Genomic DNA, 26013 nt, shown 5'->3' with positions numbered 1-26013 from the left:
CGTGGAGAACCTTCAAGGCGGCACCCTGGCGCTGGAGCATCGCTACCACCTCGACCGGCGCATCAGCACCGAGAGCCTGCTCTCGCGCTACGCGGCCACCCAGGAGCCCTTCGGGCTGCCGGTGCAGGTCGTGATCTTTGAGGGCCTCCCGGAGGCCGGCGCCGCAGATGCGCTCATCGAGCGCATCCGCAACAGCGCCGAGCGCGCAAGCCACCACCGCATCGAGGGCGTGCTCTCGGTCGTTGATTTCGGCGAGCTGGAGCGCGGCGTCCCCTTTGTGATCGAACAAAGTGCGGCGGGCACCTCGCTCTCCGCGGTGCTGGAGCGCCGCGGCACACTGCCACCTGGCGAAGTCGTGCAACTTGTGGAGCGCCTGGCTGAGATCCTGGAGCGGGCGCACAAGCGCGAGCTCTTCCACGGAGGGCTCACCGCCCGCTGGGTGCGACTTCCCGAAGGCCCCGAGGCCTTTGAGCGCGCCAACCTCTCCTTCTTTTCCATCGGGCTGACGCTCGATGAGCTGCGCGCGCTGCCCCACGCCGCGCTCACCACCGATCTTGTCGACGCCTTCGCCCCGGAGCTCTTCGCCCGCGAAGATGAGGCTGAGCTTCCCGCCTCAGCGCGCGCCTCCGCCGATCAATGGGCCCTGGGCGCCCTGGCCTACAAGGCGTTGAGCGGCGTGCACCCCTATTTCGACGATCCCATCGACGCCAGCGAAGGGCTCGTGCGCATCGCCACCGAGCCCGCGCCCACGCTCGAAGAGCTCGGCGTCGAAGCGGCGATCTCCGAGGTGATCGACCGCGCCCTCCAGCGCGATCCCGCCCGCCGCTGGCCCTCACTCGCCGACTTCGCCCGCGAGCTTCGCCTGGCCGTCCACGGCCCCGAGCCCGACACAACCCCCGCCACATCGCCGGCCCCCGCCCCCACGCCCGATCGCAACACCGAGGTTGCTCCCGCCGATCGAAGCGATGAGACCCACGCGCCGGCCTACGAAACCCCTCGCCAGACCGGTCCCATCACTCCGCGACCCAGCGGTTACCTGCTCACCCTGGCCCTGGCGCTCTTTATCCTCTCCAACCTGGGCTGGTTCTTCTTCGCCATGGGAAGACCCGCCGACGACGCCAGCACCGAGCCCGAAGGCCCCACAGCCCAGGTGCTCACCTCCGGCCTGCAGATTCACTCCGAGCCCCCCGGCGCCCGCCTCTACACCCTGAGCCCCGAGGGCGGCGAGGAGCGCCTCCTGGGTGCCACCCCCCAGGCGCTGACCGATTATGTCTTCGAAGGACAGCAAGGCGTCGACTTTGTGCTGCGCCTGGAGGGCTATCAGGATCAAAATCTGCGCGTCGAAGAGTCACTCGCCGGCCAGGATCTGCGAATCACCCTGCAACCCGACGATCGCTAACCCCCCGGTAAGATCGCCCGATCCTCCCTGTTTTTCGCCCCGAAAACGCCCCCGAAGCCCTCGGGGGCGTTTTTTTTCATTTATTTTTTACAGTGTGGTTGACATTTTCCACCACGGCTGTAATTTAGAGTGCGTAAGGCGCGAAGCACAGAGACAAAAGGTGACAGGTTCCAGTAACACTGATACTTTACAGTCTCTTCGGAATAGAAAGCCGGCCGCTTCAGTTTTACATCGTGAGTACGCAAGAAAGGCCGCGTGTTCTGTCGTGTGCGAGGTAGGTTGCATCCTTCCCCATATCTTCCTGATATCCCACCCCATTTCCTTCCTGGAAATCCTACCAAAATCCCTCCTACTTACTTCGCACACGAGAGCACACGCGGCTCAGAAAGCGAGGCCCCTCCCAGGGGCCTCGCTTTTTTCTTGGTAGAATTTTCCAACCAAGCTGTAGCCCCCGGCCACTCGCCCCTTGTCAGCCCGCCCGCCCCCGGCCACAGTGCCCGCGCCGAGTTCCCGCGCGATCCTCTGCCACACATCACGACCTCACAACTCGCGCGTCTCTACCCCCTCGCCCCCTTCGCCAGGAGCCCCCAGATGAGCCCCGCACGCTACGCCGACGAGACCATTGCCTTTGTCCCCCGCGCCGAGCTCGAAGCCCTCAGCGCGCTTGAGCATGGCTTCCGACCCGATGCGCAGGCCCGCCACTACGCCGAACTGGCCGGACGCCTGCAGTGGGCGCTGCGGGCGCCTCTCGAAGACGATCCGAGCCGCAAGCAGCTCATCCCCTACGTGGTGGTTCACAACGACACCGAGCTCTTTCGCCTGCGCCGCCTCCCCACCCAGGGCGAAGCGCGCCTTCATGACAAGCTCTCGCTGGGCGTGGGCGGACACATCGCCCGCGACAAGACAAGCGACGCGCCGGCCGAACTTCATCGCCCCGACGACGCCCTCTGGACCGGTATGCTCGTGGAGCTCTACGAAGAGCTCTACATCGATCAACCCCTCACCCTGACCTACCGCGGGCTCATCAACGACGACACCAACGAGGTCGGCAAGGTGCACCTGGGAGTGGTCTTCAGCGCCTACCACGTCGGGAGCCCCGATCAGATCCGCGTGCGTGAGACCGACAAAATGGTTGGCGAGTGGGTGGGCCCGGACGAGCTTCAGGCGAAGATGGCGGGGCTGGAGAGCTGGAGCCAGCTCATCGCCCCCGAGGCGCTCACCTGGCTCAACCCCGCGCCCTGAGCCAACTTCTGGCATGCGCCCTCAGGCTGGCAGCGCCTCACCCACAAAAGCCTCATGAAGGGCGTTGGCCCCCGTCTCCACCTGATCGGCGGCCACGATCCAGCTCAAGCGCGCAAGGCTCGCGCTCAGCCCCAGGCTCGTCACCCCGGCCTCCCGCAGCGCCGCCTCGCCAAGCCGGCTCCAGCGCGTCTGCCCGCCGACCCCCAGCCCCACCACGCTGATCATCCCCGGCTGGCTGACCTCCACATCCGCGCCGAGCGCCCGCAACGACGCCTCAAGCTCGGCCACACCGTGCACGTCATCGAGCCCGATAAATGCATCCAGGCTGCGGCCGGGCTGCCAGTCGAAACTCACCGTGGCCAGCGCCTCAATGGCCTCGGCGGCTCGGTCGGCGCTCTCCCCGGCACGCACCCGAAGTCCGCGCCGAATATGGCTCACGGCCACCGCCGGCCGCCCCTCCTCCAGGCGCGAAAGCTCCGCCTGGGGAAGATCCACGCGCACCACTGTGCCCCCCTCCCCGCGCATCTGCGTGCTGCGGGCGTAGAGCGCGATCTGGGCGCGGCGCGCAAACTCCACGGCCTGCTCATTGAGCACTTTCGCGCCGGCGCGCGCCATCTCCTGCATCTCCTCGTAGCTCAAGCTCTCGAGCTGGCGCGCGCTGAGCACCACCCGAGGATCGGCGCTGAAGACGCCGTCGACATCGCTGTAGATCTCGCAGGCCTCCGCCCCCAGCGCCGCCGCCAGCGCCACCGCGGTGGTGTCGCTGCCGCCGCGGCCCAGCGTCGTCACATCCCGCCGGTAGCTCGTCCCCTGAAAGCCCGCCACGATCACAATGCGCCCCTGCGCCAACTCGTCCTGCACCCGAAAGGGTCGCACGTCGATGATGCGCGCGTTGGAGTGGCTAGCCGTCGTGATGATGCCGCACTGCGACCCGGTCAGACTCACCGCCTCATGGCCGCGGGCCTGAATGGCGATCGACATCAGCGCCATACTGATGCGCTCCCCCACCGAGAGCAGCATATCGAGCTCACGGCGCGAGGGGCTGGCCGCAAGCTCATTGGCCATCCCCAGAAGATCGTCGGTGGTATCGCCCATCGCGGAGACCACCGCCACCACCTGGTAGCCGCGCTCCCGGGTGGCCACAATCGCCTCGGCGACCTGCCGGATCTTGCTAAGGTCTGAGAGTGAGGATCCCCCGAACTTCTGAACGATCACCTTCAAAGCGCACACCTTCTGAGCTGGCGGTAGCCCCGGAGCGCTCGCCCGTCGAGCAACCCGGCGCACCCGGCATCGCGCCGACGCAGCGCGTCAGCGGGCGCACAGCTTAGCAGGTTTTCCAGCCGGCGCACCCTCCCGCCACTGGCCCCCCATCACTTACGAAGGCTTGACCAGCTTGAGCACCAGCGGAAACGCCGCCGCAAACCCGGCGAGCAACCCGCCGCCGAACTGTACGAAAAGCGCAAGCGCCGCACTGCCGCCGAGTGCGCTGGCCACCACCGCCCCGAGCGTCGCAAGCGACACCAGCGCAAAACCCGCCGAAGCCACCCCGCGCGAGATGGGCAGAAAAGGCAACAAAATCGCCAGCACACCCATCACCGCCGGCACAAGCGTCAGGGCTGTCAGCGCACCTCCGCCGACCACGCCCAGCGCGGTCGCTGCTACCAGGGTCACACCGGCCATCACCCCGCAGACCTTCTGCAGCGTGGCCACAAGCGCCTCCGCGCCCCCGGTCGCACCTGAAGCGGCCGTCGCCTGCGGAACCACCGGCGCGGCCTGATGAGTCGCCATCGGCGCGCTCTGCTGCGCAGGCTGATGAAGCACACCAGAGCCGGGAGAAGGCGCGCCAAAAGGTTGCGCTGACCCGGCACCCGGCGCCGGCGTTCCACCGAAGTTCGCACCACTGGCCGAAGCTCCAAAAGGTTGCGACCCGAGAGCCCCCGGCGCCGGTGTCGCGCCGAAGTTCGCACCACCGACCGGTGACTCAAGCCCCGGCGCCGGCGTCGCCTCGGCAAAGGGCGCCGCCGTGCGTTGAGGCGCCGGCTGCACAGGCTGAACCTCGGGCAGCGACTCCTCAACCGGCGCGACCTGCTGCGGAGCCACCGGCTCCAGCGCTTCGAGCCCCGGCTCAGGCACCTCTTCGATCGTCGGCGCCGCAGCCGCCTCCCCGGGCTCCGGCAGCTTGATGCCAAAACGCGGCCCGGTGGAGCTTCGTTGCCAGGGGTTCGGCCCGGCAGCCTGCGCCAGCGAAGGATCTCCGACATCGGTGTCGGCGTCGGGCTGCGTCAGCCCGGGCGCCGGACGCGCCGCCGACGGCGGCGCGCTGCTGGTCGGAAACGCGGTGCGCGGCCCCTCGCCATCACCAAAAGGCTGCTCGCGCAGCGGCTCACTGGTCGCATTGCCCACCTGGTAGGTCCCGGTGGTGCTGAGCACGCCGGAGTCTTCGGCCATGCCACCGCCTTCGGCGCCGCCCTCACGCCCGCGCCGCGCCACCTTATAGACCCCGCTTCGCGGCGTATCCCGGTTGGCCGAGCGTTTAAAGGGGTTCTCCCTCACCTCGCCAGGCCCCGGCACACTGAGCTTGCCCGGCATCACGTCGGTGCGAAGATCATCGGCACGAAGATCAGAAGGTGTCGGAAGCGGTGTGCGCTCGGCTTTCTGCACACTCTTCTTGAGGCGATCGCGCAGACTGGCGCCCTTCCCCAACTTCTCGGCCCCCGCCTTAAGCTGCGCCACACTCATCGCCTGGGTGGGCGCATCGTCGGCGTCGCTCTGCACGCCGCCCACACGCATCGCGCCGCCCCCGGCCATGATGTCGCTCTCTTCCTCCAGCGACATCCCCATCAAGGTGTGCAGACGCCCACCATCTCCGCGCGCGCCCTCACTCTTATCGACCGACATGCTCCCGCCCCCGGTGTCGGGGTTGGCAAAATCCGTCGCCGAGAGCACCTGCGTGGCAAGCCCCTCGCTGCTCTCCTCACCAAGCCCCCAGGCCGACATCACCTGGTCTTCTTCCGACGGCTGAGCGGGCGCCACCGGCGTCGGCCGTGGCTCGCGATTGGGCGCTCCCGGCCCCACCGGCGAGGGCATTCCAAACGCCGTCGCACGCGGGTCGACCTTTTGCGCTTCAAAAGCCTGGCGCAACTTCGCCGCGTCCACCTGGCGGGTCGAGTCATCTTCGCCCCCAGCTTCGGTCGCGTGCTGAAAGGGAAGATCATGGGCCGAGACCATCGCGGTGCGCGCCTCATGCTCCTCGCCACTCTCGGCGCCGGTGATCGCCGGCAACCCGAAGAGCGTGCTGCGCGGCGCGGCCGCCGTGCGCCCCTCCTGGATCGCCGCCTCGCTCTCCTCATCGAAGACCGCCGGAATCCCCATCATCGTCTGTCGGGGGGCGCGCTCTTCAAACGCCTTCCCGCAGCCGGGGCAGCTCGCTGCCTGAGGTTGCACACGGGCGTTGCATGATGGGCAGATCTTCACCGGCATCTCCTGAGCCTTGCCGAAGCGTTGCGCTGTACGGGACGCACCATCGCGCCCGCACGTCGATAACATGACACCTTCCGGGTTCCTTCCACTTCTCCGCGTTCACCTCGCAAGGAAGGACCTCATCACACTATGTCAAGTATCGAATTGTTATCATAGCCCCCCGCACCGTAAAAGCGCCAACATCACGGGAGGATGGCTCGCGCGCCTTCAGCGCCCTCTGCGATGCCTTCGCGTTACTCCGCCTTCAGCGCGCTCTGCTGATGCTCGCGCAAAAGCGCCGCCACCGGATTGCTGAGTTCTTGCTCCAGAAGATCCTGGTAGAACGCGGCGACCTCCTCGCCCTCCACGTACTCTCCCAGCCGACTGAGCTGAGCGAGATTGCCCGGGTTGATGTTGCGCTCCGGATCGTCCGCCAGAAACGAGGCGTAGCACAGAAAGGCCTTCTGGTACTGACGGTCCGAGAAGAGCGCCAGGGCGAGCTCCTTCTGCAACCCTTCGCGCTCCTCATCGGCCAGGGGCGTGGAGAGCTGGGTCTGAATCCACTCCACATAGCGCTGGTGCAGGCTCGCCGCCCTCCCCAGGCGCTGCAGCCCTTCCAGCGCCTTGGCACGCCCTGCCTCGGCCCGACGTTCGGCAAACGCCCGCGCAAACGCATCAAAGGCCTGCTCTTTCTGGCGCAGCTTCACCTCGTAGAGCATCGCCAACACCAGGAAGACCTGCTGGCGCTCGGCCGGCGCCCCGAAGAGCTCAATGCCGTCCTCATAAAGCGCGGCGAGCTCCTCCCAGGCCTGCTCTTTGATGTAGCGCTCGCGCTGCTCGTTGAGGATCGCAATACGCGCGGCCAGATCATCGCCGGGCGCGGTGATCTCACCACCGGCCTCGGCCTCCACCGCCGGCGGCGGGGTCTCTTCGGCCTCACTCAAGTCGCCGCGCAGCCGCGCCAGACGCTCGTTCAGATCGCGGGTTCGCTCGGTGGGCTGTGAGGCGCGGCGAAACGCCCGCGTAGGCCCGGGAGCCTCTTCCGGCGCGGACTTCTCCTCGGTCAGCAAAATCGGGTCGGAGCTCTCCTCGGCCAGCTCGCTCTCCTGCTCGTCAGCCTCACTGGCCTCGCTCACCGACGAGGGCTCCGAGTCCTCATCGAGCACATCGATATCATCCAGGGAGACCTCAATGACCTGCGTCGAGCGAAGATCGTCCTCCTGAAAAGAGCTCGGCGCCTTCAAGATCTGGGTGGCCTCCCCGAAGTCGTCATCGTCGTCTTCGAAGGGCTCCGCCGCCGACTGCTCCGAGACCTCCGAGGCGGCGTTGAGCACCTCGTCGATCGCCTCGCGCGCTCCGGCAGACGTCTCCATCACCTCATCGATCACCTGGGTGGAGCGCAGATCATCGACCGGCGCCGGGCGCGCGGCCGCCTCCACATCGAGCTGAAACATCGGGCGCGTCATCGGCTCGCGCTCCTCCTTGCGCTCTCCCCCCTGGAGCACATCGGCCAGCGCCCGCGACGCCCCGCGAAGCTCGGCGTAGAGCCGCCCCTGGTTGCGCAGCTTCGCCACAAAGCCCGGGTTCAAAAGATCGATCACCTCGCCAAGCGGCCCGAAAGGATCGCAGTCGGCCAGAAAACGCTCCAGATCCCGAAAGACCTTATCGGCCCGCGAGAGCAGATCCTCGCTCAGCCGCCCGGCGACCAACCCCTCAAAGATCGCTTCGAGCTCACGCCCGAGCTCCGCAACTTCATCGAGCGTGCGCTCGGCCGCGCGCGAGCCCCAGGGGTGTCGCACCGGGCGCACCGCCTCCAGGTACTGCGCCAGCACAAAGAGGTGCAGGCGAGTGTAGCCCCCTACCGCCTCAAAGGGCGCGAGCAGCTTTCGTCGGGAGAGCTGCGAGAAGTCGACCTCGCTGAGCTCCAGCCCACATTGGGCGGCAAGTTGTTGAAATTGGGGGCTCGAAAGCGCCTCGAGTTCTCTTCGGATCACCGCATGCCTCGTCGTCTGTCATCGCCCGGGCGGGCTATTTTGAACGCGCTCTCATCGCGCGCATCATAACACGGGGTCGGCCTCGTCCAAGTCCTCTCTTCCCAGGAACTCGCGCATGACCACGGTGGCGTAGGAGCCCGAAGGCAGCGCGAAGGCCACGCGCGCGCTCATCGCGTCTTCCATCGTCACGTCCAGCGCGGGCATCGGCAGGGTGAGCGCGCGCCTGGCGCCCCGCCCCATCTTCCCGGCGGCGCGAAACATCTCCACCTCCAACCCCAGCTCCGAGAGCACCTCCTGCTCAATTCGCCCCGCCTCACCCTGAGCCACCCCCTCTTTGTAGCCGGGCATCGGACCGGTGATCACGAGCTCTCCGGCATCGATGCGCCCCTGAACCTCCTCCAGCTCGTCGGGCCCCACCCAGAAGCGCCCGCCGCTGTCGAGCTTCTCGAACACATCGCCATCCAGCGCGCGCCTCCAGCTCCCATCCTCCAGCCGCCTGGCGAGCACGCGGTTGAAGATCTCACTCTGCACCGCACTCACGGCCATCTTCCGCTGGAATCGCCCTTTTGGCGAGCGGCCTCCCTGCAGCCAGCGCAGCCCCCGAAAGAGGTTCTGCCCCTGACGCCCGAAGCGCTGCGATCCGTAGAAGTTCGGAACCCCGAGCGCCTTTAAGCGCGCCTCAATCGCGTGGATGCGCGCCTCCACACTGGCCTCATCGCCGTCGTCGAGGGCCTGAAGATCTCGCACACGCAGCTCGAAGCGATTGCCGGCAAGATGCCCGGTGCGAAGTTTGTTGGTGTGCAGCGCGGCGTCCAGAATGCGGATCGAGGCGTCGACTTCCCCCACCACCTCAGCCGGCTCGCGCCCGGCCAGCACCTCCGCCGGCACCGAGAGCCACTGGCGGGTCACCGCCACCCGATCTTTGGTGCCCGCGCTGGCCACCTCGGCTTGCTCTATGCCAAAATGCGCGGCGATCTTGCGCAGCAGACTCGCGCCGTCGAGGTCGCGTTTCTCGACCCACAAGAAGAGATGATCGCCCTGACCGCTCGCCGCATACGCAGCGATCTCCTCGACCACAAAATCTTCAGCGCTTGCCTTAAGCGTGCCGGCGAGCCCGGGGAGGTCGGCGCAGAGCCGGGGGCAGGCGATGGGCGTGGTCTGAGACGGGGTGGAAGACATCTTCTCTCCTGATGGTAGCAACTCGGGGTGGGCGTACCGTCGCCCACCCGCAACTTCGGCGTCGCCGCGCAACCTCGCGCCGCTCGCCAGACTTCTCTCGGAGCACCTTGTGAAGCACTCCAGCCCCCTGGCCATACCCGAGGCCGTGACGCGCGCCAACGACGAACTCATCGCCTCGCGCCACACCATCGCTCGCGCCATCGTCATGGGCGCCGGCGGCCTGGAGATCGCCGCGCGACTTCGCGCCGTCACCGATCGCTGGCTCAAGATCCTCTGGGAGGAGGCCTTAAGCGAGGAGCTTCGCACAGCCGCCTCCCTCCACGCCACCGGCGGTTACGGCCGCGACGAGCTCGCCTTTCACAGCGACATCGACGTGCTCATCGCCCTCAACGATGACGCCTGGCTGGAGCGCGACGACCTCGCCCTGGCCGTCGAGCGCCTGATGGCCTGGTCGCGCGTGCCCCGCCTGCGCCTGAGCCACGCGGTGCGAACTCCCGCCCAGACCCCCGAGGCGCTCGCTGAAGATCCCCGCACCGCCATCGCGCTCATCGATCTTCGCCCGCTCGCCGGCCCCGCCTCCCGCGCCGCCGACCGCCGCACCGCCATGGAACATCTGCGCGGCAACGACGAGGGCACCACCTTCGTCGAGCAGCTTTTTGAGGGCCACCGCCAGCGCGTCGCCCGCCACGGCCAGACCGTCTACCTGCTTGAGCCCGACGTCAAAAATGGCGAGGGCGGCATGCGCGATCTTAACTGCATCGGCTGGGCCGCACGCTGCCGCTGGCAGATCGACGCCCGCACCCAGACCCGCGATGACGTCGGCTGGACCGAAGAGCAACGCCTGCGCTACCTCGACCGCCTCGACGCCATCCTGGGCGTGCGCAACGCGCTGCACCTGATCCACGGCCGCAAAACAGACCGCCTCACCTTTGGCGATCAAGAACTTCTGGTGCGCCTCGACGAACTTCGTCTGCAATCCCCCGAGCGTCTCGAAACCGTCGATCCAGAGGCCATCGCCGAACACTACCGCCCCACCGACGAGCAGGACCGCCAGCGCCTCAACCCCCAGGTCGAGTCGCTGATGCGCGCCTACTACTGGCAGGCCCGCGCCGTCAGCGTGGCCTGCGAGCGCATGCTGCGCCGCTGGTCAGCCTTAAGCCCGCCGGGGCCGGCGCGCATGCTGGGAAGTTTTGAGCTGATGGGCGACGTGATTCAACTTCCCGAAGATCGCCACGACACCTTAAGCGCCGACGAGGTCTTTGAGGCGCTCAGCCTCGCCAGCACCCACGACGCCCTCCTCGACCCGCGCCTCGAATCCGCCATCGAAGCCGCCGTGGGCACCTGGCCCCTGGGCGACGCAAGCTCGCCGGCGCGCGCCCACCGCCTGCGCGCGCTGCTCACCTCCCCCTCAACCTCGGCGCGCACCGCCCAGCGCCTGCTCGACCTGGGCATCCTCACCCGTACTGTTCCCGAGTTCGACCCGCTGGTCTGCCACGTGCAGCACGACGTCTACCACGTCTACACCACCGACGTTCACTCCCTGAAATGCCTGGAGCTCGGCCGCGAACTTCTCAACGGCGCCCCCGGCGCAGCCGGCCGCTGGCCCTTCTTCCGCTACGTCGCCTCCAGCATCACCGACGCGGAGGTCTTCCTGCTGGCCTGCCTCTTTCACGACATCGGCAAAAACCGCGGCGGCGACCACAGCCGCAAGGGTGCTGTGTTGATGGAAGCCATCGGCCCCCGCCTCGGCCTGGACGCAGCCCAGGTCGATCTTCTGGCGATGCTCGTGCGCGAGCACCTCACCTTAAGCCTCACCTCACGCCGCCGCGACCTCTCCGACCCCCACGTCGTCGATGAGATCGCTGAGCGCCTGGGCGACGTGGCCACCCTCAACCTGCTCACCGCCCTGACCTTCTGCGACATGTCCACGGTGGCGCCCGACGTGATGAACGACTGGAACGCCACCCTGCTCATGGAGCTCTACCGCCGCCTGCGCGAAGCGCTTGAGCAGGGCGATGAGCGCCACCGTGCCGACCCGCGCGGACTTCGGCGCATCCGCCAGCGCCTGGAGCGCCGCATCCAGGACTTAAGCGACTGCCCGATGGAAGACATCGATCTGGACACCTTCCTCAACGATCTTCCCCAGGAGCATCTGCTGCACGCCGAGCCCGACGCCCTGGCACGCCAGCTCGCCGCCTACACCCGCGCGCGCCGCAACGACGTGGAGACCCGCATCCAGGGCGTCGCCGTCGAACTTGCGCCGCTGCCGGAGCGCGGTATCACCGAGATCATCGTCTCCACCGTCGACACCCCCGGCACGCTGGCCCGCATCGCCGGCGCCCTCTCCAGCGCCGGCGTCAACATCATGGCCGCCGACATCGTCTCCACCGCCAGCGGTCGCACCCTCGATATCTTCCACATCGCCCACTTCAACCCGGCCGCCCTGCCCGTCTCCGAGCCCCGCGCCGTCGACGACCCGCGCCGCCTCGAGAAGATCACCTCCCGCATCATCGACGTGCTCGAAGAGCGCCTCGACGTCGACGAGCTCCTCCAGCAGCGCTTCGACGAGCGCCGCCTCACCCCCCGCCCCATCCCTCAGGTTCCTACCGAGGTCCGCGTCGTCGAACACGCCAGCGAGCTCTTCACCGTCATTGAGGTCCGCGCCCCCGACCGCCTGGGCCTGCTCTACCAGATCACCCGCGCGCTCTTTGAGACCGGCGTCGAGACCCGCGTCAGCCGCATCGACTCCCTGGGAAGCCAGGCCATCGACAACTTCTACGTCGAGGAGGCCCACGGCGGAAAACTCTCCCGGGAGCGCTGCACCGAGGTCGTCACCGCGATCGAAGACGCCTTAAGCCGCCTGCCCGAGAACTAAAGGTCACACCCAATCCCTTAAACCCTCACCGGTTGCCGGCCTTGCCCTGCAGCGCCTGCCCGCTTAGCCTGCACCCGGCGACCTCGCCAGACGCACCGCCCGCACTCCTTTGGTTTACGGAGGCCCCATGAAGCTCGACGAAGCGATCGACAGCTACCTCTTCCATCTCAAAGTCGAGCGTAACCTCGCCGAAAACACGATCCTCGCCTACAGCAACGACTTAAGTCAGTTCGTCGACTTCCTCACCGACGCCGAGAGCGACGCCCCCCGCCCCAGCCCCGACATCGAGGCGATCAGCGACGCCGACATCAGCGCCTTCCTCGCCCACCAGCTTGGCGAGTCGGTCAAGACGCGCACGATCTCCCGAAAACTCTCCAGCGTGCGCGGACTTTTTAAGTTTTTGCGCCGCGACCAGAAGCTCGAGCGCGACCCCACCGCCCACGTCGACGCGCCCAGCTACGGCACCCGTGTGCCCACCGTGCTAACCCTCGACGAGGTCGAGTCGCTCTTGAACGCCCCCGACCGCTCCACCCCCGAGGGCTTGCGCGACTGGGCCATGCTGGAAGTCCTCTACGCCACCGGCCTGCGCGTCACCGAGCTTGTCACCCTGCTCATCCGCGAAGTCGACCTCAACGCCGGCTATGTGCGGGTGGTGGGCAAAGGCTCCAAACAACGCGTCGTACCCCTTGGCGAGGTTGCAATCGATGCGCTCGCTGAGTATGAGGACCAGGCGCGTGGCCAACTTCTGGCCAACGCCGGCGGACCCGGCGCCTCACCGGCGCTCTTTGTCACCCGCCGCGGCGGCGCGATGACCCGGCAGGCTTTCTGGAAAAACATCAAACGCTACGCCGAGCTCGCCGGCATCGACAAACCCATCAGCCCGCATAAGCTGCGCCACAGCTTCGCCACCCATCTTCTGGAACGCGGAGCCGACCTGCGCATCGTGCAGGCCCTGCTCGGTCACGCCGATATCAACACCACGCAAATCTACACCCACGTGGCCCGTGAGCGCCTCAAACGTCTCTACGACGACCACCACCCGCGAGCCTGACTCGCCACACACGCCATGAAGAGCGCCCCCGGCGGCCCCCGCGCCGCAGACAACGCCCAGGTCCCCCCTGAGCTCCGCCTCGATCTGCCGAGCTACCAGGGCCCGATGGATCTTCTCCTCGACCTGATCCGCGAGCACGAAGTCGACATCTTCGACATCCCCATCGCGCTGATCACCGCCGAGTACCTCCGCTACCTCGACCAGCTCCAGGCCCTCGATCTGACCGTCGGCGGCGAATGGCTGGAGATGGCCGCGACCCTGGTTTACATCAAGTCCCGAACCCTGCTCCCGCCCGACCCCGAAGAAGAAGACGACGAGCTCGGCCCCGACCCCCGCGAAGAGCTGGTGCGCCGCCTCATTGAGTATCAGGTCTTCAAATGGGCCGCCGAGCAGCTCGACGACCGCCCCCAGCTTGAGCGCGACTTCTTTCTGGCCGCCCCCAAAGCCCGCGAAGAACGCGAGCAGGTCGGCCCCCCGAAGTTGCGCGAGGCCGACATCGCAGACCTGGTCGACGCCCTTCGCCGCGTTATCGAAAAACAACGCGAAGAGCCCACCTGGGCCTACGAAATCACCCGCGAAAAACTCACATTGCGCGGCATGGTGCTCGAGATCTCCTCGATCCTGCGCGACGAACCTCGCATCTCTTTTGAGTCCCTCTTCAGCGAAGGCCGCCTGACCCGCCACCGCGTCGTCACGACCTTCTTAGCCCTCCTCGAGATGACGAAGCTGCGCATGATCAAGCTCTTCCAATCTCGCCTGGGCGGGCCCGACACCCTCATCATCGAGCGCGCCGTCATCGACATCGTCGAAGTCAGCCAGACGCTTGAGTTTTACGACAGCACACCATGACCGAGATCCTCGACGAACAAACCACCCGCGCCCGGGTCGAAGCCCTGCTCCTCGCCGCCGAGGAGCCCCTCTCACTCGACCGCTTCCGCGACGCGCTGCCCACAGCTTCGGCCGAAGCACTCCACAAAGTGCTGCGCGCGCTGGAGCTCGAATATGCCGGCCCCCACCGCGGCATCCACCTTGTGCGGATGTCCGGCGGCTACCAGCTGCGCACCAACCCCGATCCCGAGATCGGCCAGGCCATCCGCAAACTTTTTGAGACTCGGCCCGTGCGCATCTCGCGCGCGGCGATGGAGGCCCTGGCCATCATCGCTTACCGCCAGCCGCTGACCCGCGCCGAGATCGATGAGATCCGCGGCGTCAACTCCTCCGGCGTCCTCCAGACCCTCCAGGAGGTCCAGCTCATCGAAGTCGTCGGACGCCTCGACGACATCGGCAAACCTAACCTCTACGGCACCACTCCCCGCTTCTTAGACTTTTTCGGCCTGGAGAGCATCGGCGAGCTTCCCACCCTGGAAGCCAGCGAACTTCAGGCCCTTATTGAGATGCACAACCAGCTCGAACATCCCGAGGCCGACGTCGACATCGACCACGCCCCTGACGAGCTCGCTTCCCCTTCTGACGATCAGGAATAGCCCGGCCCACCTCGAAGTTGGCCCGCCTAAGCCCGTCGCCTCACCCCCGATCCTCTGCGATCTGCCTGACCCGGAATACCTGTTATGGCCCAAGAAATGCGCGTCCAGAAGTTTTTGTCCAAAGCCGGCGTCTGCTCCCGGCGTAAAGCCGAAGAGCATATGCTCGCCGGCCACATCAAGATCAACGGCAAGGTCTGCAAAGAGCTCGGCACCCAGGTCGATCCCTCCCGCGACACCGTGGAGTTCCAGGGCTCGGTGGTGCGCCTGCCCGAGAGCTACATCTATGTGCTTCTCAACAAGCCGGCCAATTACATCACCTCGCTCACCGACCCGGAGGGCCGCCCGGTCGTCGTCGACCTGCTCCCCAAAACCATGCCGCGCGTCTGGCCGGTGGGCCGCCTGGACTGGGACAGCGAAGGCCTCCTTCTTCTGACCAACGACGGCAAGCTCACCAACCTCTTGACCCACCCCTCCCACGAGGTCGCCAAGACCTACGCCGTCAAAGTCCGCGGCCTGCTCACCGAGAGCAGCCCCGAACTTGAGACGCTGCGCACCGGCGTGGAGATCGGCGAGGGCGAGGTCACCGCGCCGGCCCAGGTTCGCCTGATTCGTGATAACGGCCGCAACACCTGGCTTGAGATCGTCATCCGCGAAGGCAAAAACCGCCAGATTCGCCGCATGCTGGAGGCCATCGAGCGCCCCGTCATGAAGCTGCGCCGCATCTCCATCGGACCGCTCACCATCGACGGCATCGCCTCGGGCACCTTCCGCTCGCTGACCCACGCCGAGGTCCTCGACCTCTACGGCGAAGTTGAAGCCACGATCCCCGAGCGCGCTCAGCCCTCCAAACGCGCCCAGAAACGCGAGCGCGAAGCCATCGAGCGCGGCGATCTCCCCGATCACCGCGCCAAAAAGCGCAAAAACCGCTCCAAATAAGCGCTTCGCCTCTTTCTTTCACAATGCTGCTTGACACCCCCGGCCCCCTCCCTTAGGTTCCGCCTCCCTGGAACGCAGAGGGCGTCGAAGTCAGACAGCCTTGATGCGGGGTGGAGCAGCCAGGTAGCTCGTCGGGCTCATAACCCGAAGGTCACAGGTTCGAATCCTGTCCCCGCTACTCAAAGAAAAGCGCGTCTCTCTCGAGACGCGCTTTTCTCGTTTCTTGCCCGTATCAATCCCGCAGCTTCTTGCCGGTCTTCAAAAGCCACAACGCCAGCCCGCCAAAGATCGCGTTGAGCGCGAGCAACATCACCGCCCCCTGCCACACCGGCACATCCGCGACGCCCACCATCCCGTAGCGCACCCCGTTGACCATGTAGAGCACCGGGTTAAAGAGCGAGACGGTATCCCAGGGCGCCGGCAACATCTCGATCGAATAAAACACCCCGCCCAGAAAGGTCAGCGGCGTGATCAGGAAGTTGGGCAAGAGGTTAATATGATCAAAATCCTCGCCCAGGATCGCCACCACCACCCCGATAAACGCAAAGGCCATCGAGGTCAGCGCCATAAAGATCAGCGCCACCGGCACCGAATAAAAGGGTGAGGCCCCCATCAACCAGGCCACGATCCAGATGATCGAGCCAATGAGCATCGCCCGCACCACCGCCGCAGCCACATACGCCCCCAGAAACTGCACATAGGTCAGCGGCGTCACCAGCAAATCCACGATCGTGCCGTGCACCTTGGTGATGAAGAGCGAAAAAGCCGAGTTGATGTACGAGTTCGTGATCAACGCCAGCATCACAAGCCCCGGCACCAGAAAGTCCACGTAGGGCACCCCGCGGATCTCCTGGAGCCGGTCGCCCAGCGAATAGCCGAAGACCAGAAAGTAGAGCATCGTCGTGATCACGGGGCTTATCACGGTCTGCCCGGCGATCGTCCAGAAGCGCAGAATCTCTTTATAAAAAAGCGTCCACGCCCCGAGCAGCTGGCGCTCTTCAGCCACCTCCCGAGTACGCGCGATCTTCTTCAACGCCGCCTGCCGCGCCGCCTCACGCCCGCCCCCCGGCGCCTTCACGTCTGTGCCTTTGCTCCCGCTCATGACGCCCCCTTCGACGACGCGTCGGCGTCCTCATGCAACACCTCCCTGAAGATCGACTCCAGCGAGCTGCGCCCTCCCTCCACCGACAAAATCGTCGCGCCCGCCCCCACCAGCGTCTTCAGCAAATAATCAACCTCCTCACCGCCCTCCTCCTCGCCGGCGTTGCGCGTGTAATTCAAGCGCAACGTGCGCCCTTCCACCTCTACCGCATGCTGGCCCAGCGCCTCTATCACCCCGGCAGTGGGCGCCTCCCTCAACTTCACCTCGACGTGACGCCGACCGAACTCCTCCATCAACGCCTCGCGATCGTCGACGCGCAGCAACCTCCCCCGATTGATGATCCCCACGCGGTCGGCCAACTTCTCGGCCTCTTCCAGATAATGCGTCGTGAGCACAATGGTCGTCCCCCGCGCCCGCAACGCCTCCACGTATCCCCAGAGCTCATCGCGAAGTTCCACGTCCACGCCGGCCGTCGGCTCATCCAGAAAAAGCACCACCGGGTCGTGCATCAGCGCCTTACAAATCATCAGCCGACGCTTCATCCCGCCTGAGAGCCAGCGGGTGTTCGCGTCGGCCTTCTCCAGCAATGAGAACTGGTCGAGCAGCTCATCGATCTCAGCGCGCGTGGGTTTGACGCCAAAATACCCCGCCTGAAACTCCAGCACCTGGCGCACCGAAAAAAACGCATCCCAGTTGAGCTCCTGCGGCACGAGCCCCACCATTCGGCGCGTAACCCGGTAATGGTCGACCACATCGAGCCCGGCGACCTTCACCTGCCCCTCAAACCCGGTGATCAGCCCGGTGATGCATCCGATCATCGTCGTCTTGCCCGCCCCGTTGGGGCCCAGCAACGCAAAGATCTCCCCGGGCTCAATCCGTAGACTGACATCATCCACAGCCCGTAACTCGCCATAGCGTTTGGTCAGCCCCTTGAGCTCGACCACCGCCTCCATCCCTTGCTCACCATCACTCACTGCGTCACCATCGTTCGGGTTGAGGATCGCGCCGACTCCCCAACCGCATCATCGAAGTTCAAAAACAAGCCGATCGCCGGCTCGCCGCGCGCCCGAATCGTGATCACAATCTCCGCGCTCGCAAGCGCGCTGGTCAAATTGACAGTATTTTGCCGGGCTTGATACCCTCCCGGAAAGAATTTGCTTCCTACAACCAGGCGTACGACAATCGGTTGACCTCATACCCGGGTCTTCCCCCAGCCGATCGTCCGGTGACCAGCTCAGGTCGCCCCCCGATGGTGGTAGAATCCCCTCTGCACGGCAAACACACATGTCCAAAGAACGTATCGGAGAGCTGCTCGTCCGCGAGAACCTCGTCTCGCCAGCCCAACTCAAGCAGGCCCAGGACCGCTCCAAACGCGATGGCAGCCGCCTGGGATATGAACTCACTCGCCTGGGATTTGTCGAAGAGGGCGAGCTGACCTCCTTTTTGAGCCGCCACTTCGGAGTGCCCTCAGTCAGCCTGGCCGACATTGAGGTGCCCGAGAACATCATCCAGCTCATCCGCAAAGAAGTCGCGGTGCGCCACCAGTGCCTGCCCATCAACCGCAGCGGCGCCACGCTGGTCGTGGCGATGGCCGACCCGTCGAACATCTACGCCATCGACGACCTGAAGTTCATGACCGGCTACAACATCGAGGTCGTCGTCGCCAGTGAGTCGGCCATCGAACAGGCCATCTACCGCTACTACGGCGGCGAAGAGAGCGCCGGAGTCGACTACGACGCCATCCTCGGCGAGCTCGACCTCGACGATGTTGACTACGTCGACGAAGAAGATCAGGCCGACGTCAACGATCTTGCCCGCGCCAGCGAAGACGCTCCGGTTATTCGCCTGGTCAACCACATCCTGGTCGACGCCATCAAACGCGGCGCCAGCGACATTCACATTGAGCCTTACGAGAAGGAGTTCCGCGTGCGCTTCCGCGTCGACGGTGTGCTCCAGGAGGTGATGCGTCCTCCCCTCAAGCTCAAAAACGCCATCACCTCGCGCCTCAAGATCATGAGCAACCTGGACATCGCCGAGCGGCGACTTCCCCAGGACGGCCGTATCAAGCTCAAGATGGGGCGTAACAAAGAGATGGACTTCCGCGTCAGCGTTTTGCCGACCCTCTTCGGCGAAAAAGTCGTTATGCGACTGCTCGACCAGTCCAACCTCCAGCTCGACATGACCAAGCTGGGCTTTGACGAAAAAGCCCTCAAGGTCTTCCTCGACTCCATCCACCGCCCCTACGGCATGTGCCTGGTCACCGGCCCCACCGGTTCCGGTAAGACGACCACGCTCTATTCGGCGCTCAGTGACCTCAACAAGGTCAGCGAAAACATCTCCACTGCCGAAGACCCGGTCGAATTCAACCTCGCCGGCATCAACCAGTGCCAGATGCACGAGTCGATTGGCCTGAACTTCGCCGCCGCCCTGCGCTCCTTCCTGCGTCAGGACCCCGACATCATCATGGTCGGCGAGATCCGTGACTTTGAGACGGCCGAGATTGCCATTAAGGCCGCGCTCACCGGCCACATGGTGTTGAGCACCCTGCACACCAACGACGCGCCCAGCACCATCAGCCGTCTGCTCAACATGGGCATCGAGCCCTTCCTGGTCACCGCCTCGCTCAACGTGGTCGTCGCCCAGCGACTGGCCCGCCGCATCTGCTCGGACTGCAAAGAGGTCTACAACGTCCCGCGCGAGACGCTGGTCGAGATGGAGGTCCCCGAAGAGTGGCTCGACCGCCCGGTCTACCACGGCGCGGGCTGCTCCTCCTGCGGCGATACGGGCTACCGCGGTCGCGTCGCCCTCTACGAGGTCCTGGGCATGAACGACGCCATCAAGGACTACATCCTCCAGGGCTACTCCACCGCCGAGCTCAAGGCCGAAGCCATCCGCTTAGGCATGAACACGCTTCGCCGCGCCGGCATCATCAAGATGTTTGAGGGCGTCACCACCCCCGAAGAGGTCGTGCGCAACAGCGCCCCGGACCGTTAACCCCCGGCGCATACCGCACCGTCGCAATGCTTACGCTGATCCAACTCCACCCCTCGTCCTGAGAGCGCTATGGCCAACCTGCACCAGCTCCTGAAGATCATGGTCGACAAGAACGCCAGCGATCTTCACATCACCGTGGGAGCACCTCCGCAGCTTCGCATCGACGGCTCCCTTGTGCCCCTCAAAACCTCCAAGCTCTCCCCCACCGAGACGCGCCAGCTCTGCTACAGCGTGCTCACCGACAAGCAGAAGCAGGGCTTTGAGACCGACAACGAGCTCGACCTCTCGTTTGGCGTCAAGGGGCTGAGCCGCTTTCGCGGCAACATCTTCATGCAGCGCGGCGCGGTCGCCGGCGTCTTCCGTAAGATCCCCTTCGAGATCTTGAGCTTCCAGCAGCTGGGCCTTCCACCGGTGATCGGCACCTTTGCCGAAAAGCCCCGCGGTCTGGTTCTCGTGACCGGCCCCACCGGCAGCGGCAAATCCACCTCGCTGGCCGCGCTCATCGACAAGATCAACGTCGAGAAGCGCCTGCACATCCTCACCATCGAAGATCCGATCGAGTATCTGCACCCGCATAAAAACTGCCTGGTCAACCAGCGCGAAGTGGGCGCAGACACCGGCGGCTTCAAAAGCGCGCTGCGCTACGTTCTTCGCCAGGATCCCGACGTCGTGCTCATCGGCGAGCTGCGTGACCTCGAGACGATCGAGGCTGCGCTGACCATCAGTGAGACCGGCCACCTCGCGCTGGGCACGCTGCACACCAACGGCTGTGTTCAGACGATCAACCGCATCATCGACGTCTTCCCCTCGCACCAGCAGTCGCAGATCCGCGCGCAGCTCTCCTTTGTGCTCGAAGGCGTCATCAGCCAGCAGCTCATCCCGCACGCCTCCGGGCGCGGTCGCGCGCTGGCCACCGAGGTGCTCGTGCCCACGCCGGCGATTCGCAACCTGATCCGCGAAGATAAGATCCACCAGATCTACAGCTCGATGCAGGTCGGCCAGTCGCGAAGCTTCATGCAAACGATGAATCAGTCTCTTTTCTTGCTAATCCGCGATCGACAAATCACAGTTGAAGACGGTCTGGCACGATCCAACGACCCCGAAGAGCTTCGCACCATGCTTGAGCAAGGTGGCGGTCCTGGAAACACCGGCGGTGGCTCCGGCCCCCGTAACCGCAGCTCTTCCATCCGATACACCTGAGCGAGCCGTGTGGCCCCCTGTGGCCGCACGACCCGCACCGAGTCATACAATCGCGTCTGAGGTGAGCAATGCCTGTCTTTGTCTGGGAAGGAACCAACCGCTCCGGCGAAGCCCGTAAGGGTCAGATGAACGCCAGCAATGCCGAAGAGGTTGAGCAGCGTCTTCGCCAGCAGGAGATCAACGTCTCCAAAGTGAAGAAGAAGGCCTCCAAGAGCTTCAACTTCAAGGGGACCTCGCGCGTTCCTCAAGACAACCTGGTGATCTTCACCCGGCAGTTCGCCACGATGATCGACGCCGGCCTGCCGCTCGTGCAGTGCCTGGAGCTGCTCGGCTCCAACGAGCCACATAAGGGCTTCCAGCGCATCATCGCCGAGATCCGCAAAGACATTGAGTCTGGCTCCACCCTCTCCGACTCCATGGCCAAGCACCCCGGGGCCTTCGATAATCTCTACGTCAGCCTGGTCGCCGCCGGTGAGGTCGCCGGTATCCTCGATACGGTCATGAACCGCCTGGCCATGCAGATCGAGAAGTCCCAGAAGCTGCGCCGGCGCATCAAAGGGGCTTTCACCTACCCCACCATCGTTATCGTCATCGCGATCGTGATCCTCATCGGCATGCTCTACAAGATCATCCCGACCTTCGCCGCGATGTTTGCCGACATGGGGGGCGGTGCGGAGCTCCCGGCCCCGACGCGTTTTGTTATGGCGCTCTCGGAGTTCGTGCAGGTCTACTTCCTCTACATCGTCGGCGGCATGATCGGCTTTGGCGTCACCGTCAAAACGCTGATGGGCTACCAGCCCACTCGCGCGGTGATCGACGACGTGCTGCTGAAGGTCCCCGTCTTTGGCGACCTCCTGCAGAAGACCGCCGTTGCGCGTTTCACCCGCACCCTGGGCACCATGGTCTCCTCCGGCGTGCCCATCGTCGACAGCCTGGAGATCGTGGCCAAGACCGCCGGCAACATGACCATCCAGAAGGCCATCTTCTATGTGCGCGAGCGCATCAGTGAGGGCCAGAACATGGTCGACCCGCTCATGGAGACGGGCATCTTCCCCAAGATGGTCGTGCAGATGATCGGCGTCGGTGAAGCCACCGGTGCGCTCGACACCATGCTCAACAAGATCGCCGACTTCTACGAAGACGAGGTCGACGTGGCCGTCGAGGGCATGACCGCGCTCATTGAGCCGATCATGATGGTGGGTCTTGGCGGCATGGTCGGCGGGATGCTCATCTCGATGTACCTGCCGATCTTCGAGATGGCCGGCAACATCCAGCAATAATTCCGGCTCCCCCCTCGCCACCTATGCCTCCAACGCGCGACCGACAGCGCGACCGCCTCAAAGGCCTGCTGGTCTTTCGGGTGGTCCTGGTCACACTCTTTCTGGGGAGCGCGGTGGCGCTCGACGTGCGCACCTTTGCGAGCGCATCGGAGCCGCGAAACCTCACGCTGCTCGGCCTGATCGTGGGCACCTACGTGCTCACCATCGGCCACGCCCTCGCGCTGCGCCAGAAGCTCAAGACCCAGACGCTGGCCTGGGCGCAGATCCTGGGCGACCTGGGCGTGACCACCATCCTGGCGCTGGTCTCCGGGGGCTTCGACAGCCTCTTCCTCTTCTTTTTTCACCTCACAATCATCAACGCCGCCATCGTGCTCGGACGCCTGGGGGGCCTGGTGGCCTCCGGCATCACGGTACTCTCGTTGAGCTACCTGGCGTTGATCAGCGCCGGTGCCCTTCCCCACCCCATCTTAAGCGAACCCCCGGCGTTGCGGGCCTGGGGCACCGTCGCCTACGAAGTCATCGTCAACAGCGTCGGCGGCATCATGATCGCCGTACTCGCCGGACACCTGGCTGAGCGCCTCGGTGAGGCGACCGAAGCGCTGGAGCGCCGCGACATCGATCTTCAAGAGCTTCGCGCGCTCAACGAGCATATCCTCAGCAGCCTCTCCAGCGGCCTGCTCACCGTCGACGGACGCGGAAACGTGATCTTTATGAACCGCGCCGCCGAAGAGATCACCGCCTGGACCTCCGAGCAGGTGCTCGGCCGCGCGCTCAGCGATCTTTTCCCCAACCTCGCCAACGCCGCCCTGGGCCCCTCCCCCAACAAAGATCCGCGCCTGGAGAGCACCTTCATCCGCCCCGACGGCCGCGAGGTTCACCTGGGCTTCTCCGTCTCGCCACTGCGCAACTCCGAGTCGCGCGAGGTCGGCCGCATCATCATCTTCCAGGACTTGAGCGACATACGAAAACTCGAAGAGCAAATGAAACGCTCCGAGCGCCTGGCCGCCGTCGGCCAGCTCTCAGCGGCCATCGCCCACGAGATCCGCAACCCCCTGGCCTCGATCAGCGGCTCGGTGGAGATGTTGCGCGCCGATGAGTCCATTGACGCGGAGAATGAGATCCTGATGGACATCGTCCTGCGCGAAGTCGACCGCCTCAACGCGCTGATCACCGACTTTCTGGCCTACTGCCAACCTCGGCCCTTGCGCACCGAGCGTCGCGATCTTCGCGAACTTCTCGACGAGCTTTTGCACCTCTACCGCTCCCAGGCCGAGCGCGATCGCATCCAGCTTGATGTCGATCTCGTCACCGGCCCCGGACCCGTTGAGGCGATGATCGACGCCGAGGCCCTGCGCCAGATCCTCTGGAACCTGCTTATCAACGCCGGCGACGCCGTGCGCGGCCTTCCTGCCGAAGATCGCCAGGTCCGCGTGGAGCTTCGCCCGAGCGCGCTGAGCTCGCAGCCGGCCTGGCTCATCGCCATCGAAGACAGCGGCGCGGGCGTGGCTCAGGATCTGCGCGATCGCATCTTCGAGCCTTTCTTCACCACCAAAGACCACGGCACGGGGCTGGGCCTCGCCACCAACTTCCGCCTGGCCGAATCCCACGGCGGTCGCATCAGCGTGGAGGCTCCCGCCCACTTGAAGGGTGCGCGATTTGAGCTGGTGCTCCCGGCCGCCACCGACTCCATCAGCGGGTCGCACCCACGTCTCCCTTCCCCTGAGGCCGCCGAAGAGGCATCCTGAGGAAGACCACGTTTCGTACGTTTACAACATGCCCCCCAGGCTCATGAGCGATCCCGCACCCGACAGCCCGGCGAGCGCTGATCTTCCGATCCTCGTCGTCGATGATGAACGCAGCATGCGTGAGTTCCTCACCGTCATGCTCAAGAAAGACGGCCACCCCGTTGAGGTTGCCGCCTGTGGCGAAGATGCCACCGCTCGCATCGACGCTGGCGAGCGCTTCAAGCTGGTGATGACCGACCTGAAGATGCCCGGCATCGGCGGGCTCGATGTGCTGCGCGCCATCAAAGCCGCCCAGCCCTCTTGTCAGGTCATCGTGATGACCGCCTACGCCACCGCCGAGACCGCGCTTTCGGCCATCAAGCTCGGCGCCTACGACTACATCACCAAACCCTTTAAGATCGATGAGGCGCGCGTCGCGGTGAACCGCGCGCTGGAGAAGTTTGCGCTCGTCAGCGAGAACCTCTACCTGCGCGACGCCCTGGGTGATCGTCAGGGCCTGGGCCAGCTCATTGGCGAGTCCCGGGCGATGCAGCGCGTCTTTCAGATGATCCGACGCGTGGCCCCCACCCGCACCACCATCCTGATCCACGGGGAGTCGGGCACGGGCAAAGAGCTCGTCGCCCGGGCGATTCACGACTTAAGCGCCAACGCCGAGGGCCCTTTCCTGCCTATCAACTGCGGCGCCATCCCCGAAAACCTCATCGAGAGCGAACTCTTCGGCCACAAAAAAGGCGCCTTCACCGGCGCCCACGCCGACAAAGAAGGCCTCTTTGTGGCAGCCGGCCAGGGGACGGTCTTTCTCGATGAAGTTGGCGAGCTGCCTCAATCGGTGCAGGTCAAACTGCTGCGGGTCTTGCAGGAACGAAAAATCCGCCCGGTGGGCGACTCGGCAGAGCGCGAGGTGAGCTGCCGCATTGTCGCGGCCACCAACCGTGATCTTCGCCAGGAGGTGCAGGAGGGGCGTTTTCGCGAAGACCTCTACTACCGCCTCAGCGTCATTCCGGTGGAGATGCCGCCTCTGCGCGAGCGCGGCGCCGACGTGCAACTTCTGCTGGAACACTTCCTGCACCGCTACGCCGAAGAGATCGGCAACCCCATCGAAGGCATCGACGCGCGCGCGCTGGCGATCCTCACCGCCTACGCCTATCCGGGCAACGTGCGTGAGCTGCAAAACATCGTCGAGCGCGCCGTCACCCTGGAGACGGGCTCGCTGATCACCCCGGAGAGCCTTCCCTACCACCTGCAGGAAGAGAACTTCTCGCGGGTCGCCCGCCAGATCGATGTCCCCGAAGAAGGCGTCGATATGGAAAAGCTCGTCGAGGAGCTTGAGCGCAACCTCATCGCCCGCGCGCTTGAGCGTGCCGGTGGCGTCAAAACCGAGGCGGCGCGCCTGCTCAACATCAGCTTTCGCTCTCTGCGCTACCGCCTCGACAAATACGGCCTTAACGACGACTGAGCCTCACACCTCCGACACCCGCCACCTCAAGGAGCCAGACCATGCAGACCCTCTCCCAACACTTCGCGACGTTCTTAAAGGCTGCCGCCCGCGTGGATCGCCGCGGCATGACCCTCGTGGAGCTGATGATCGTCGTGGCGATCGTCGGTGTGCTCGCTGCCATCGGCGGCATGAGCTACTCCAAATACATCCGCCAGGGCAAAGTCACCCAGCTCAAGCAATACGCCATGGACGTGGCCCGCGGGCAGGAGCAGTTCCGCGCGCGCAACAACCGCTACTACCAGCCCGCCTCCGACTACACCTCGAACATGGCCGACTCGGATCGGCCCGAGTGGAACAACCTGCTGGAGTTCAACTCCAACGTCGCTCAGGGCATCACCATTATCGTTGAGGCCGACATCGGCGGGAACTGCACCATCTGCCCGGCCGGCGCCGAACCTCTGGGCACGGGAGCGGAGAACAACCCATGGTTCGCCGTGCTCGTCACCCAGGAAGAGCTCGGCGGCGATGCCTACCAGGCCTTCTTCAGCAACGACATGCCTGAGCCCATCGAGCTTGTGCCCTGATGACGCTACGAGGCGCGGGTGACAAAAATTGTCACCCGCCCTGCCGCTGAG

General features: G+C 65.2%; 19 protein-coding genes and 1 tRNA gene. 14 read left to right on the top strand and 6 right to left on the bottom strand.

Annotation, left to right across the window (positions count from 1 at the left end; genetic code table 11):
• Position 1: 1 nt before the first annotated feature.
• A complete protein-coding gene (locus FRC98_RS04645; RefSeq protein WP_146980133.1) occupies positions 2 to 1399 on the top strand; it encodes a serine/threonine protein kinase in 1398 nt (465 codons plus the stop codon).
• Between the two features lie 591 nt (positions 1400 to 1990).
• Complete coding sequence (locus tag FRC98_RS04640; protein WP_146980132.1) at positions 1991 to 2641, top strand: phosphoesterase; 651 nt, start codon at positions 1991 to 1993, stop codon at positions 2639 to 2641.
• Between the two features lie 21 nt (positions 2642 to 2662).
• On the opposite strand, the gene FRC98_RS04635 is transcribed toward FRC98_RS04640, so the two are convergent.
• From FRC98_RS04635 to truD, 4 genes are all read right to left on the bottom strand, one after another.
• Positions 2663 to 3856, bottom strand: a complete 1194-nt coding sequence (locus FRC98_RS04635) for an aspartate kinase (RefSeq protein ID WP_230467366.1) — start codon at positions 3854 to 3856, stop codon at positions 2663 to 2665.
• A gap of 159 nt (positions 3857 to 4015) precedes the next feature.
• A complete protein-coding gene (locus FRC98_RS04630) occupies positions 4016 to 6115 on the bottom strand; it encodes a hypothetical protein (protein WP_146980130.1) in 2100 nt (699 codons plus the stop codon).
• A 239-nt stretch (positions 6116 to 6354) separates the two neighbouring features.
• The gene (locus FRC98_RS04625) at positions 6355 to 8094 is read right to left on the bottom strand and encodes a hypothetical protein (protein WP_146980129.1); all 1740 of its coding nucleotides are present in this window, start codon (positions 8092 to 8094) and stop codon (positions 6355 to 6357) included.
• 63 nt (positions 8095 to 8157) lie between these two features.
• Complete coding sequence (truD, locus tag FRC98_RS04620; protein ID WP_230467269.1) at positions 8158 to 9273, bottom strand: tRNA pseudouridine(13) synthase TruD; 1116 nt, start codon at positions 9271 to 9273, stop codon at positions 8158 to 8160.
• Between the two features lie 109 nt (positions 9274 to 9382).
• Here truD and FRC98_RS04615 point away from each other — a divergent pair, with 109 nt between their 5' ends.
• The 6 genes from FRC98_RS04615 to FRC98_RS04590 all read left to right on the top strand — a co-directional run bounded on the left by FRC98_RS04615 (position 9383) and on the right by FRC98_RS04590 (position 15797).
• Entirely contained in the window at positions 9383 to 12148 is a 2766-nt protein-coding gene (locus tag FRC98_RS04615; protein WP_146980127.1) for a [protein-PII] uridylyltransferase family protein, read from the top strand.
• 127 nt (positions 12149 to 12275) lie between these two features.
• Positions 12276 to 13199 carry a site-specific tyrosine recombinase XerD gene (gene xerD, locus FRC98_RS04610; protein ID WP_146980126.1) on the top strand — a complete coding sequence of 308 codons (924 nt, stop codon included), beginning with the start codon at positions 12276 to 12278 and terminating at the stop codon, positions 13197 to 13199.
• Between the two features lie 15 nt (positions 13200 to 13214).
• Complete coding sequence (locus tag FRC98_RS04605; RefSeq protein WP_146980125.1) at positions 13215 to 14048, top strand: segregation and condensation protein A; 834 nt, start codon at positions 13215 to 13217, stop codon at positions 14046 to 14048.
• The gene (gene scpB, locus FRC98_RS04600) at positions 14045 to 14683 is read left to right on the top strand and encodes an SMC-Scp complex subunit ScpB (RefSeq protein WP_146980124.1); all 639 of its coding nucleotides are present in this window, start codon (positions 14045 to 14047) and stop codon (positions 14681 to 14683) included. The genes FRC98_RS04605 and scpB overlap by 4 nt, the downstream gene beginning before the upstream one ends.
• A gap of 84 nt (positions 14684 to 14767) precedes the next feature.
• Positions 14768 to 15619, top strand: a complete 852-nt coding sequence (locus FRC98_RS04595; RefSeq protein ID WP_146980123.1) for a pseudouridine synthase — start codon at positions 14768 to 14770, stop codon at positions 15617 to 15619.
• Positions 15620 to 15723: 104 nt separating this feature from the next.
• Positions 15724 to 15797 (top strand) — tRNA-Met (locus FRC98_RS04590).
• Positions 15798 to 15851: 54 nt separating this feature from the next.
• Here FRC98_RS04590 and FRC98_RS04585 read toward each other — a convergent pair.
• Together FRC98_RS04585 and FRC98_RS04580 are read right to left on the bottom strand one after the other, a co-directional pair.
• Positions 15852 to 16721, bottom strand: coding sequence for an ABC transporter permease (locus tag FRC98_RS04585; RefSeq protein WP_146980122.1), 870 nt, complete (start codon positions 16719 to 16721; stop codon positions 15852 to 15854).
• A complete protein-coding gene (locus FRC98_RS04580) occupies positions 16718 to 17695 on the bottom strand; it encodes an ABC transporter ATP-binding protein (RefSeq protein ID WP_230467268.1) in 978 nt (325 codons plus the stop codon). The genes FRC98_RS04585 and FRC98_RS04580 overlap by 4 nt, the downstream gene beginning before the upstream one ends.
• A 310-nt stretch (positions 17696 to 18005) precedes the next feature.
• Between FRC98_RS04580 and pilB the strand changes: the two genes are divergently transcribed.
• From pilB to FRC98_RS04550, 6 genes are all read left to right on the top strand, one after another.
• The gene (gene pilB / locus FRC98_RS04575) at positions 18006 to 19715 is read left to right on the top strand and encodes a type IV-A pilus assembly ATPase PilB (protein WP_146980121.1); all 1710 of its coding nucleotides are present in this window, start codon (positions 18006 to 18008) and stop codon (positions 19713 to 19715) included.
• A gap of 69 nt (positions 19716 to 19784) precedes the next feature.
• Positions 19785 to 20915: a type IV pilus twitching motility protein PilT gene (locus FRC98_RS04570; RefSeq protein ID WP_146980120.1), complete on the top strand. Its 1131-nt coding sequence runs from the start codon at positions 19785 to 19787 to the stop codon at positions 20913 to 20915.
• Positions 20916 to 20983: 68 nt separating this feature from the next.
• Positions 20984 to 22195: a type II secretion system F family protein gene (locus tag FRC98_RS04565; protein ID WP_146980119.1), complete on the top strand. Its 1212-nt coding sequence runs from the start codon at positions 20984 to 20986 to the stop codon at positions 22193 to 22195.
• A gap of 23 nt (positions 22196 to 22218) precedes the next feature.
• The gene (locus FRC98_RS04560) at positions 22219 to 23940 is read left to right on the top strand and encodes a two-component system sensor histidine kinase NtrB (RefSeq protein WP_146980118.1); all 1722 of its coding nucleotides are present in this window, start codon (positions 22219 to 22221) and stop codon (positions 23938 to 23940) included.
• A 43-nt stretch (positions 23941 to 23983) separates the two neighbouring features.
• Positions 23984 to 25396, top strand: a complete 1413-nt coding sequence (locus FRC98_RS04555; RefSeq protein ID WP_146980117.1) for a sigma-54-dependent transcriptional regulator — start codon at positions 23984 to 23986, stop codon at positions 25394 to 25396.
• Between the two features lie 41 nt (positions 25397 to 25437).
• Positions 25438 to 25962: a type IV pilin protein gene (locus tag FRC98_RS04550; RefSeq protein WP_146980116.1), complete on the top strand. Its 525-nt coding sequence runs from the start codon at positions 25438 to 25440 to the stop codon at positions 25960 to 25962.
• Positions 25963 to 26013 lie beyond the last annotated feature (51 nt).

The sequence above is a fragment of the Lujinxingia vulgaris genome, assembly GCF_007997015.1.
Classification (GTDB): Bacteria; Myxococcota_A; Bradymonadia; order Bradymonadales; family Bradymonadaceae; genus Lujinxingia; species Lujinxingia vulgaris.
Note: the sequence above shows the minus strand (reverse complement) of the source record. Positions and strands in the feature narration are given on the sequence as shown.

Coding starts and splice junctions, on each gene's coding strand:
- pilB (WP_146980121.1), top strand. CDS start 18,006: ATGTCCAAAGAACGTATCGGAGAGCTGCTCGTCCGCGAGAACCTCGTC.
- FRC98_RS04550 (WP_146980116.1), top strand. CDS start 25,438: ATGCAGACCCTCTCCCAACACTTCGCGACGTTCTTAAAGGCTGCCGCC.
- FRC98_RS04560 (WP_146980118.1), top strand. CDS start 22,219: ATGCCTCCAACGCGCGACCGACAGCGCGACCGCCTCAAAGGCCTGCTG.
- FRC98_RS04640 (WP_146980132.1), top strand. CDS start 1,991: ATGAGCCCCGCACGCTACGCCGACGAGACCATTGCCTTTGTCCCCCGC.
- scpB (WP_146980124.1), top strand. CDS start 14,045: ATGACCGAGATCCTCGACGAACAAACCACCCGCGCCCGGGTCGAAGCC.
- FRC98_RS04555 (WP_146980117.1), top strand. CDS start 23,984: ATGAGCGATCCCGCACCCGACAGCCCGGCGAGCGCTGATCTTCCGATC.
- truD (WP_230467269.1), bottom strand. CDS start 9,273: ATGTCTTCCACCCCGTCTCAGACCACGCCCATCGCCTGCCCCCGGCTC.
- FRC98_RS04585 (WP_146980122.1), bottom strand. CDS start 16,721: ATGAGCGGGAGCAAAGGCACAGACGTGAAGGCGCCGGGGGGCGGGCGT.
- FRC98_RS04565 (WP_146980119.1), top strand. CDS start 20,984: ATGCCTGTCTTTGTCTGGGAAGGAACCAACCGCTCCGGCGAAGCCCGT.
- FRC98_RS04570 (WP_146980120.1), top strand. CDS start 19,785: ATGGCCAACCTGCACCAGCTCCTGAAGATCATGGTCGACAAGAACGCC.
- xerD (WP_146980126.1), top strand. CDS start 12,276: ATGAAGCTCGACGAAGCGATCGACAGCTACCTCTTCCATCTCAAAGTC.
- FRC98_RS04595 (WP_146980123.1), top strand. CDS start 14,768: ATGGCCCAAGAAATGCGCGTCCAGAAGTTTTTGTCCAAAGCCGGCGTC.
- FRC98_RS04605 (WP_146980125.1), top strand. CDS start 13,215: ATGAAGAGCGCCCCCGGCGGCCCCCGCGCCGCAGACAACGCCCAGGTC.